The organism is Ectothiorhodospira sp. 9100 (assembly GCF_022227565.1).
Classification (GTDB): Bacteria; Pseudomonadota; Gammaproteobacteria; order Ectothiorhodospirales; family Ectothiorhodospiraceae; genus Ectothiorhodospira; species Ectothiorhodospira marina.
In genome coordinates this window covers 1-8,610 of sequence record NZ_JAJNAN010000073.1, presented here as the reverse complement: position 1 = coordinate 8,610, position 8,610 = coordinate 1, and the positions used below count along the sequence as shown (strand labels likewise).

The following is an 8,610-nucleotide window of genomic DNA, read 5'->3' as shown; positions in this document are numbered from 1 at the left end:
GCCAGGTGGGTGCTGACGAGGCCCACCTGGTGATCTTCAATCGTGATCCCGAAGTGACCTGGGAGCAGCGGATCTGGGAGATGGAGCGGACCGTGGAAGAGCGCTGCATCCGGGTATGGGGGGCTTGAAGGAGCAGTGGTGCTCCATGGAACCTTCCTGTGTGGGAGCGGGCAGAGGATCGAAGGTGCGTAACTGGCGCCCGCCGGCACAGCCGTCCATCCTTGGTGGTGATCAATAGAAATACCGCACCCCAACGTAGCCAAAGGGGCCTGGGTCGCTGCCCACTGCCGTGTCCACCCGTGTATCGAAGAGGTTCTCCACCCCACCGAAGATATCCACCCGTTCCAGGGCCGGAGGCATGTAGCTCACGCGCAGATCCGTCAGGGTGTACGGGTCCACTCGGGCCAGGGGCTCGCCTGGTGTGTCGGTATAGCGCTGGCTGCCCGTGTGGCGCACCGCCAGGTTCAACTCCCAGGCTGCCGCGGGGCGCCAGTCCACCTCGATCCGGGCCTGAAGATCGGGCTCGAACTCCAGTTTCTCCCCCGTCTCTCGATTTTCGGTCTCCAGCAGACCGGCAGAAGCACTCACTGTCCATGCCGGTGAGAAGCGGTAGCTTGTGCCCAGTTCCAGGCCGCGAATGCGGGCCTCGCTGATATTGCGGAAGGTGGTATAGGTAATGCCCCGCGGGGCCTCCACCGTGCGTTCGATGCGGTCCTCGATGGTGCTCTGGAACACGGCAATGTCATAACGCCAGCCTTGTCCCTGGCCACTGATGCCCACTTCGATGTTCTCGCTGCGCTCCGGATCCAGTTCGAAGGCCTCCTTGCCAAGGGCCGGATCGGTCACGGAGGCGCCGGCCAGTCGACCGCGGGGCGTCTCGCGGTTCAGGAAAGTTTCCGGCAGGTCGGCAATGCGGAAGCCCTCGGCGTAGTTGATGCGCAGGCGTGCCTGGGGATGGATGATGTACTGCAGCCCCATGCTGCCGCTGTTGGCTGATTTCGACTGGGAGGGGTCATCATGGCGAAGGCCATAAATGATCTCGGCATGAGGTGAAAGACGCCACTCGTGCTGAGCAAACAGGGAGCGGAACCAGTAATCTCGGCTCTCCTGGATGTTGTCCGGATTGAAGAAGGGGGCGGAGCGTTTTTCGTCGCGGTATTCCGCGCCGGCCAGCACCGTATGGGCCTCGGCGGGCCGCCAGGTGCCGGTCAGTTCATGACCATGCACGGTGACCTCGCCGGTGCCCGACACGGAGGCCGACGCCCCCTGCGACGTGTAACCCAGGTCATTCCAGATGGGTGACGTGATGGCCTCGTCCTTGTTATACCGTGAGCGGTGGCTGCGCCAGTCCAGTTGCAGGGTGTCGGTGGGTTCCAGTCGTCCCCGCAGGGCCACATCCAGACGGTCGTTCTCCCAATCGTTTTCCACCGGCGCATTGCGCACCGGTGCGGTCTGCCCGTTGGGCAGGGTGTAATTGGAGGGATGCATGTTGCCCACGAAGCGGGCATCCCGCGTCTCGCGCAGGTAGCTCACATCCATCCCCAGCTCCAGGCGCTCATGCAGACGCTGGGTGAGCCGACCACCCACGCTGAGCAGATCGGTGGGTTCCCGGTAGCTCACGTCCACTCGATAGGTGTCCGCCAGGTTGTTTCTGAAGTCGTTGATATTGGATTGAGAAGGCGGAGCCGCTCCCTGCTGTCCACCCCCGCGAGGGACCATCACCCGGGCCGTGCCGGTTTCCGAGTATTCCCCTTGCCGGCTGGCATTGAACCAGGCGCTGAAGCCGGTATCGCCCCGTCGCCCCCGGATGTCTCCCTGCACCTCGTAGCGCTCGGCATCCCCCGAGGCCGTGGCACCCACGCTGGTGCTGACCATCCCCTCCAGGCCATCCTGCGGCTGTTTGGTGATGATGTTGATGATGCCGCCCAGCGCATCGGAGCCGTAGAGTACCCCCATGGGGCCCTTGACCACCTCGATGCGCTCGATGCTGCCCGCCGGAATGCGGTCCAGCTCAAACCCCATGCCGGCTTCCCCCGCCAGGCGCCGCCCGTCCACCAGCAGCAGGGTGCCCTTGGCGCCGGCGCCGCGGATGGAAATGTCGCCCCGACCCGGATTGACGAACACCCCCGGTGTATTGAGGAGGACATCCCGCAGAGTGACCGCCCCCCGCTTGCGGATCTCCTGCTCGGTGGCCACCTCCACGGCCACCGGGCTCGCGTCCCGTGCGCGATCCGTGCGGGTGGCCGAGGTGACGGTGACTTCCTCCAGCACCACGGCGGGTACATCGGCCAGAGCCAGGCCCGGCAGTGTGGAGAGCAGGGCGAGCATGGGTACTGGGCGCATGGGGAAACCTCCTTGCCTCGTGACGTGTAGGGTGATGATCTCTTGAGTAAAGATAAGTTATATCATAACTTTATGGAGGTGAGAATGTTCGAAAATACTGATCTGCATTCAGCGCTGACGGCGGAAAACTCGTCCGCCTGAGCGGATGGGAGGCGCGCCCCGCCCCGAGGGCGGGGTTCAGGCAGAGGCGGGATCTACCAGGCGGTGATGGCCGGCTGCATGGTCCGGAGGAGGCTGGGCCAGTCGTTCCAGGGGTGGGCTGAGGTAGCCTGATCATCGATGCTCATCAGCAGTCTGCCATGACGGTCGTGACACTCGATGGCCAGGGTAAAACCTCGGTAGCCGGGTTTGCGAACGACCCAGACGGTTTCCACCGATTGCAGTTCCAGCCGTGCCCGGGCCGGCCCCTGCTCCATCTCCAGGACATTGGTGCGGACGTTGGCCTCGATGTGGTCGCTAGCGTGGCGTTGGGTGACGGCCCCGTTGGATACCGATACGCGCAGCGGCAGGTGTGTCTGTTCGTTGAGCGACTCGGCCAGCAGATGCAGGGCGTTCACGCCGGTACGCAGGGCGAACTCCCGGCCCAGGGTTTCCAGCATTTGCGTTCGCGATAATTCGGGCAGGCCTGGTATGCACTCTGCGGGAAAGTCCGTGGGCAGTTGCCACCAGATCCGCAGGGATTCCCGATCCAGCCGATCCAGTGGGTGGCTTTTGGGGTCTGCATGCCAATGGGGTGGGGTGGGGACATGGGTCTTCTCGCGTCCCTGATGAGGATCCATGAAGGGCTGGATCAGAGTGGGGTCGAGCCCCCGCGGGGATGCGGCCTGGAGGGTGAATATCCGCTCACCGAATTCGTTGAAGAAGCGCATGGATTCGGGTACCGATTGCCCGGCGGTTTCCCCGTTCATCACGAAGCCGCTGCGCCAGTGATCGAGATTGAGCGCCAGGGATTGGCGATAGCCGCGCAGGAACAGTGTATTTTCCATGGTGCTGGCCTGATCCGCATTCAGCGGCTGATCCAGCTCAACGCCAGGCGCCGATGTGGTGCAGCGAAGCCAGGGATGCTTGCGCAGGTTATAGATAAGATGAAGCCAGTCCTGGCGCAGCCGATGCACCCTTCGGCCGCAGGCCAGCTCGAGTTGCTGGGATTCGGTCAGGCCCATATGGCGGCTGTCCAGATAGGGGCGGGCCTGGGGCGAATGGAAGGTGGAAAGCCGGGCGTGGCGCTGGGGCAGAAACTCTGCTGCGTGCATGGGAACCTCCGAAGGGTGAATATGCCGTCTAGCTAATAATAATCATTCTCATTTAAAAGGCATAGTCCCATCGTGGTGTTTCCGACGAACGGACGCATCGGAAGTGTTCAATGGGGGCGGTCCCGGTGATCAGGTGTCCGCAGCCATGGACTGGAGTACCTCAAAGCATTCCAGATGGGGCCCGGTGAGGTAGATATGGGAACGGCTGCCGGCCGACCGATGGGCCTCGCGAAACGCATCAGACTGGGTCCAGGCCTCGAAATCCCCCAGGCTGGCCCAGAGGGTGTGGGTGGAATACAGGGTGTGGTCGTCGAACGATGCGCCCCGCAACACCTTGAACTCGATGAACCCGGGAACCCCTTTCAAACGGCTCTCGCGTCCCTCCCAGATCTCTTCGAATTCTGTTTCGTGACCGCGGCGTACCTTGAAGCGGTTCATGGCAATCATCATGGCGGTGTCTCCCGAAAGGATGGCTGGGGATGGTCGGCGTTGGCTTGCCGACAGTACTGCTGATCAAGAATAGTACTCATTACGATTCGCGCCAAGAGGCCTGTTTTCTTTTCGGCGACCCGCATCCATTTTTTTCAAGGGGGTATGGGTATAAGAGGCTTTCTGGTGATCGGTTGTCGGGTTGTAAATGAGAATGTAATGCATTAATGTTATTTCCTGTCGGGTCCGATCCGTGGATCCGCCATCCTCCACTCAGCCCGCCGTCGATGTCATCGATCAGCCAGCCAGAGTGCGTCACATCTGCTTCCAATGTGCCGGTCGTCATCCATCGGCCGTCAGGAGGTTCTCATGCGTGTACTCTCTTCATCGTCCGCCGAGCCCACACCGATGGCTCGGATTCAAGCCGCCTCGGGGCCTGCCGCCCGGGACGAGCGCCGGACCCGTCATGACCTGGCCAGTCGCACCGGCCTGTCGGATGCCCGCCTCCTCATGCGCGAACTGGGTGATGGCCTGGTGCGCCTCAAGCCGAACTGGGGTGAACTACTCCCGGCCCAGGAATCCCTGGGCACTGTGCGGGCCGTGACCCGTAACGCCCATGTCATCCATCAGACCGTGGGCAGCCTTGGCCATGTGCACGTCCGCGAAGACATGGGTTGGCTGGTCGGCAGTGGCATGGACCTGCGACTGATGCTCGGCCACTGGCATCACGCCCTGGCCGTGGTTGCGCGGGATAACCCGATGGCGGAACGCGGGGTGTATTTCTTTGATGCCGACGGCAGTCAGGTTCATGGCGTGGAGCTCACTTCCGAATCCAGTCAGGGGGCTTTCGCCGCGCTGGTAGCGCGTTTTCGCGGGCCGCGGCTGACGCCGGAATTCCTGTCCTGTGCGCCTGTCGTGCAGTCGCCCGCCCGACGCATTCCCCTGGTGGACATCGTGGATCTCAGGGTTCGCTGGGATGCCATGGGTGAACCGGGTGACTTTTCGGACCTGCTGGCGCATTTCGGCATGACGCGGCTCAACGCCCTGCGGTTGGCGGGTCCGGGCCGAGCCTTCTCCGTGGGGGTGGAGTCCGGATGCACCCTGCTGGAATACATCCGGGATGAGGCCTTGTCGGTGGAGGTGCATGTGGCCAGTGTCGGTGCCGTGCAGATCCATCACGGCTATGTGGGGAGCTTCCGCGAGGCCGACGATTGGTGGCGGATCAGGAATCCCCGGTTCAGTCTGGATCTGCGCCGTGCCGGGCTCGCCGAGGTGTGGGTGGTCCGTCGCCCAACGCATCGTGGCCCGGTGCATTCCCTTGAGTGGTATGGTTTCGATGGCAGCCTGTTGATGCAGATCTTTGGCCATCGGTCCACGGGGGGGGGGCGAGGATGCACGATGGCGGCATCTGCTGGGCTCTTTGGAAGGCGATCGAACCGACTGAGAACCCGGGGTTTGCGCGCAAACTGATGAAGCACCCGGCTTGGCGTTCAAGGCAAGCCATGTCATGATGAAGAGGTACGGATCCTGAGCGATCTGCCGGATCAACCGTACGTCACTCCAGTCAGCCGCCGCCAGCCAAGTGACGCCATCCCGGAGTAATGGGTGCGTGACCTTGATGCCTGGATCTTCCCCTCTGCGCGCAAGCGCTCCTGAGTGGCCACCGTGCCTGTTGGCGGGTGCGCCATGATTCAGCTGGATGACGTGCGTGCCGTACTCGAGGATGTGCGGATCTCCCATCACGTGCGTGGGCGCGTGCGACTGAAACTTGTTCGCGATCCTCAGCTCCAGAAGTCCCCGTCCGGGGCCTTGATCGAAATACTTCAGGTTCTGCTGGCATCACTGCCCGGGGTGCGCGATGTGCGTATCAACCTGCTGGCCCGTTCCTGCGTGGTGGACTATGACCCGGAGACCATTCCGCCCGAGCGCGTCGACGGCTCGCGCGCGCCGAAGCCGCCAAGGTGGCCGATGGCGATTCCGTGATCGATGCCGATGCTGAAAAGCCTGACGGGCGCGCCTCTTGAAGCCGGGCAATCGACGCTTGAGGCGCCTGCCGCCGCCCATGCCAGGCCCCTTGCCACCCCCCCCCCGCGACGGCAATCCTTTCGTTCGTGGCCTGGTGGTGGGGGGCTGCCTGGCTGCCTTGTCTGGCCTTCGGTGCCGGAGCCGCCTGGGTGCTCAGTGACGAGGAGACCCGTCGCAAGCTGATGAAGGCCGGAGTCGACCTCTATTCGGGCGTGGCTGGCGGCGTTGAAGAACTCAAGGAGCAGATGGCCGACATCAAGGCAGAACTAACTGGACGCCGAGCGTCACGGGGACGACTGATGAACGAAATCTGGTTCAGCGGCGTTGAACCCGTGCACGCCATCCGCGGGTGGGGCTGGACGACTACCGGGCGGGGCTCATGCCCGAGGATAAGGCACTGGCCCTGAAGAACCTGGCGGGGGAGGGTGCCCGCATCGCCTTTGTGGGCGATGGCATCAACGATGCCCCGGCCCTGTCGGGGGCCCATGTGGGCATGGCCATGCATCATGGGGCGGATGTGGCGCGCCTGGCGGCGGACATCACGCTGCTGGAGGATGATATTGCCCGGGTGGCCGATGCCAAGGCCCTGGCCCTGGCCCTGGCCACGCGTGGACTGGTGGACAGCAATTTCAAGCTTACCGTGGGGTTGAATACGGGCATTCTCTCCGCTGCCGCCTTCGGGTTGCTGAATCCGGTGGCGGCCTCGGCGCTGCACAATGGCAGCACCATCGGCATTCTGTTGCGTGCCCTGGCCGGCGCCGGCTTGCCGCGGGGGCAGGCCGCTCGGGCAGCCTGAGCTTGCCAGGAATCACCGAGATGTGCCTTTTTGTGTTTTTTTTATTGAATGATTATTACTCACTCTCATGCATCACGGCGGGTGAGGCACACCCAATGATGAACGATACGATCCAAGCCCCTCGCCCCTGCGGGGAGAGGGGTTGGGGTGAGGGGCGAGGGCTGGCACAGTGCCGCCCTCACCCCCTCATCCCCGGCCCTTCTCCCCGAGGGGGAGAAGGGAGTGTCTGTCGCTGAGACTTGCTTGTTTCACAGCAAAAGGGAGCAAATTCATGTCATTGAGATGTCATTGGCCCGTGATCATTGCGCTGCCGTTCATGCTGGCGGGCTGCTGGGGCTCAGAAACGGGGGAGCAGGCACCGGTCTATGAAGATGGCACCTACCGGGGTGGTTTCTTCGACCGTGACCAGATATAGGTGGGGGTGCAACTCACCCTGGAAAACAACCGTGTGACCGCCGCCAGCTTCCGCCAACTGGCCTATGGGGATACGAATTACCGGCTGGCCGAGGAGGGATTGCCCCTGGGGAGTGCGGACCAGTGAGGTCATCCCGGAGTTGTACTCACCCGGGGAGGTGGTGACGGAAAACGCGGAAGTGGACGGTTTCACGTCGGCCACCATCCGTTCGTCCAAGGTGATTTCAGCCATACGGGATGCCCTGAACCGCGGCGTGTACAGCTACTGAGCAGGGGCGGGTGGTGCCCCTGTCCCCGGGTTCGGCACCACCTGACTTCCCAGAGTGAGGGAAAGGGCTGCGCTTGCGGATTGCGCTGAAGTGGTTATGCTGGCGTAACCATGAATGTCGTGCTCGACACCTCTGTACTCGTTGCGGCCACGCGTTCGCAGCAGGGCGCCAGCCACCAATTGTTGCGCCATCTGCCTTCGCCGCATTTTACCCCGGCGCTCTCCGTGGCACTCTATATGGAGTTGCAGTCCGTGCTGACCCGACCGGAACATCGCCCCCCAGGCATCAGCGATGCTCAGATGCTGGGTTTTCTGCGCTATCTGGCTTCGCTGTCTCGCCTGCAGGATGTCCACTATCTCTGGCGCCCCTTTTTGCGCGATCCCAACGATGACATGGTGCTCGAATGCGTGGTCGCCTCCCGCAGTCGTTTCATCGTCACGCATAACGTCAAAGATTTTCGGCGTTCGCAGGAACTGAGCGTAGAAGCCATCAGGCCCAGCCATTTCCTTAAGCACCTGGAGACACTCCCATGACCGCCCTGACCATCCGCCTGCCCGACTCCGTACATGCGCGAATCAAGGAACTCGCCGCTCGCGACGGCGTGTCCGTCAACCAGTTCATTGCCAGCGCGGCTGCCGAAAAAATGGCCAGCGTGATGACTCTGGACTACCTGCGCGCAGAAGCCGCTCAAGGCCAACGCGCAGACTTCCTGGCCGTGCTTGACCGGACTCCAGACGCGCCGCCTCTGCCCGGCGACGAACGCGTTTAAACCCGGAAAGCGCGTTCGTTTCTCGAGGGCTTGGTCGGCCACTGGATGGTCTCCGGCCAGGGCGTAGAGCGCCGGGTACAGGCTGTGGTATAGGTCGGTGAGGAAGAAATGGCCCAGGGCGGTCAGGGCAACGGCCACCTCCAGGGCACCGAAGGTGGCCAGGGCCGATCTCACCCGAGGCGCCATGCGTCCCCAGGGCCAGCCGCCCACGGCCAGCCCGGCAAAGAACACCGCCGCGATGGCCCAGCGAAGCGGTGTCGACACCATGGGGAATTCCGGGCCAGTTAATGATAATTAATCTCTTATGGTATT

The 8,610-nt window shown here is 62.9% G+C and carries 11 protein-coding genes; 8 read left to right on the top strand and 3 right to left on the bottom strand.

The features are described from left to right. Positions 1 to 231 precede the first annotated feature (231 nt). The 3 genes from LPW29_RS14415 to LPW29_RS14405 form a co-directional block, all read right to left on the bottom strand. Positions 232 to 2,343 carry a TonB-dependent receptor plug domain-containing protein gene (locus LPW29_RS14415; RefSeq protein ID WP_238628590.1) on the bottom strand — a complete coding sequence of 704 codons (2,112 nt, stop codon included), beginning with the start codon at positions 2,341 to 2,343 and terminating at the stop codon, positions 232 to 234. A 194-nt stretch (positions 2,344 to 2,537) separates the two neighbouring features. Continuing rightward, on the bottom strand, positions 2,538 to 3,596 hold the full coding sequence (locus tag LPW29_RS14410) for a hypothetical protein (RefSeq protein WP_238628589.1): 1,059 nt from the start codon (positions 3,594 to 3,596) through the stop codon (positions 2,538 to 2,540). Between the two features lie 129 nt (positions 3,597 to 3,725). Next, entirely contained in the window at positions 3,726 to 4,046 is a 321-nt protein-coding gene (locus LPW29_RS14405; RefSeq protein ID WP_238628588.1) for an antibiotic biosynthesis monooxygenase family protein, read from the bottom strand. A gap of 348 nt (positions 4,047 to 4,394) precedes the next feature. Between LPW29_RS14405 and LPW29_RS14400 the strand changes: the two genes are divergently transcribed. From LPW29_RS14400 to LPW29_RS14365, 8 genes are all read left to right on the top strand, one after another. After that, the gene (locus tag LPW29_RS14400; RefSeq protein WP_238628587.1) at positions 4,395 to 5,495 is read left to right on the top strand and encodes a ChuX/HutX family heme-like substrate-binding protein; all 1,101 of its coding nucleotides are present in this window, start codon (positions 4,395 to 4,397) and stop codon (positions 5,493 to 5,495) included. A gap of 216 nt (positions 5,496 to 5,711) precedes the next feature. After that, on the top strand, positions 5,712 to 6,008 hold the full coding sequence (locus LPW29_RS14395) for a heavy-metal-associated domain-containing protein (protein ID WP_238628586.1): 297 nt from the start codon (positions 5,712 to 5,714) through the stop codon (positions 6,006 to 6,008). A gap of 128 nt (positions 6,009 to 6,136) precedes the next feature. Further along, positions 6,137 to 6,457 (top strand): YtxH domain-containing protein, encoded by a 321-nt coding sequence (locus LPW29_RS14390; RefSeq protein WP_238628585.1) that lies wholly within the window; start codon positions 6,137 to 6,139, stop codon positions 6,455 to 6,457. Continuing rightward, on the top strand, positions 6,430 to 6,846 hold the full coding sequence (locus LPW29_RS14385; protein WP_238628584.1) for an HAD family hydrolase: 417 nt from the start codon (positions 6,430 to 6,432) through the stop codon (positions 6,844 to 6,846). Before LPW29_RS14390 ends, LPW29_RS14385 begins: the two co-directional genes overlap by 28 nt. 271 nt (positions 6,847 to 7,117) lie before the next feature. After that, on the top strand, positions 7,118 to 7,261 hold the full coding sequence (locus tag LPW29_RS14380; protein ID WP_238628583.1) for a hypothetical protein: 144 nt from the start codon (positions 7,118 to 7,120) through the stop codon (positions 7,259 to 7,261). A gap of 112 nt (positions 7,262 to 7,373) precedes the next feature. Further along, a complete protein-coding gene (locus LPW29_RS14375) occupies positions 7,374 to 7,529 on the top strand; it encodes an FMN-binding protein (RefSeq protein WP_177169967.1) in 156 nt (51 codons plus the stop codon). A gap of 110 nt (positions 7,530 to 7,639) precedes the next feature. Further along, entirely contained in the window at positions 7,640 to 8,062 is a 423-nt protein-coding gene (locus tag LPW29_RS14370) for a putative toxin-antitoxin system toxin component, PIN family (protein ID WP_238628582.1), read from the top strand. Continuing rightward, positions 8,059 to 8,298 (top strand): YlcI/YnfO family protein, encoded by a 240-nt coding sequence (locus tag LPW29_RS14365; protein WP_090255070.1) that lies wholly within the window; start codon positions 8,059 to 8,061, stop codon positions 8,296 to 8,298. The genes LPW29_RS14370 and LPW29_RS14365 overlap by 4 nt, the downstream gene beginning before the upstream one ends. Positions 8,299 to 8,610 lie beyond the last annotated feature (312 nt).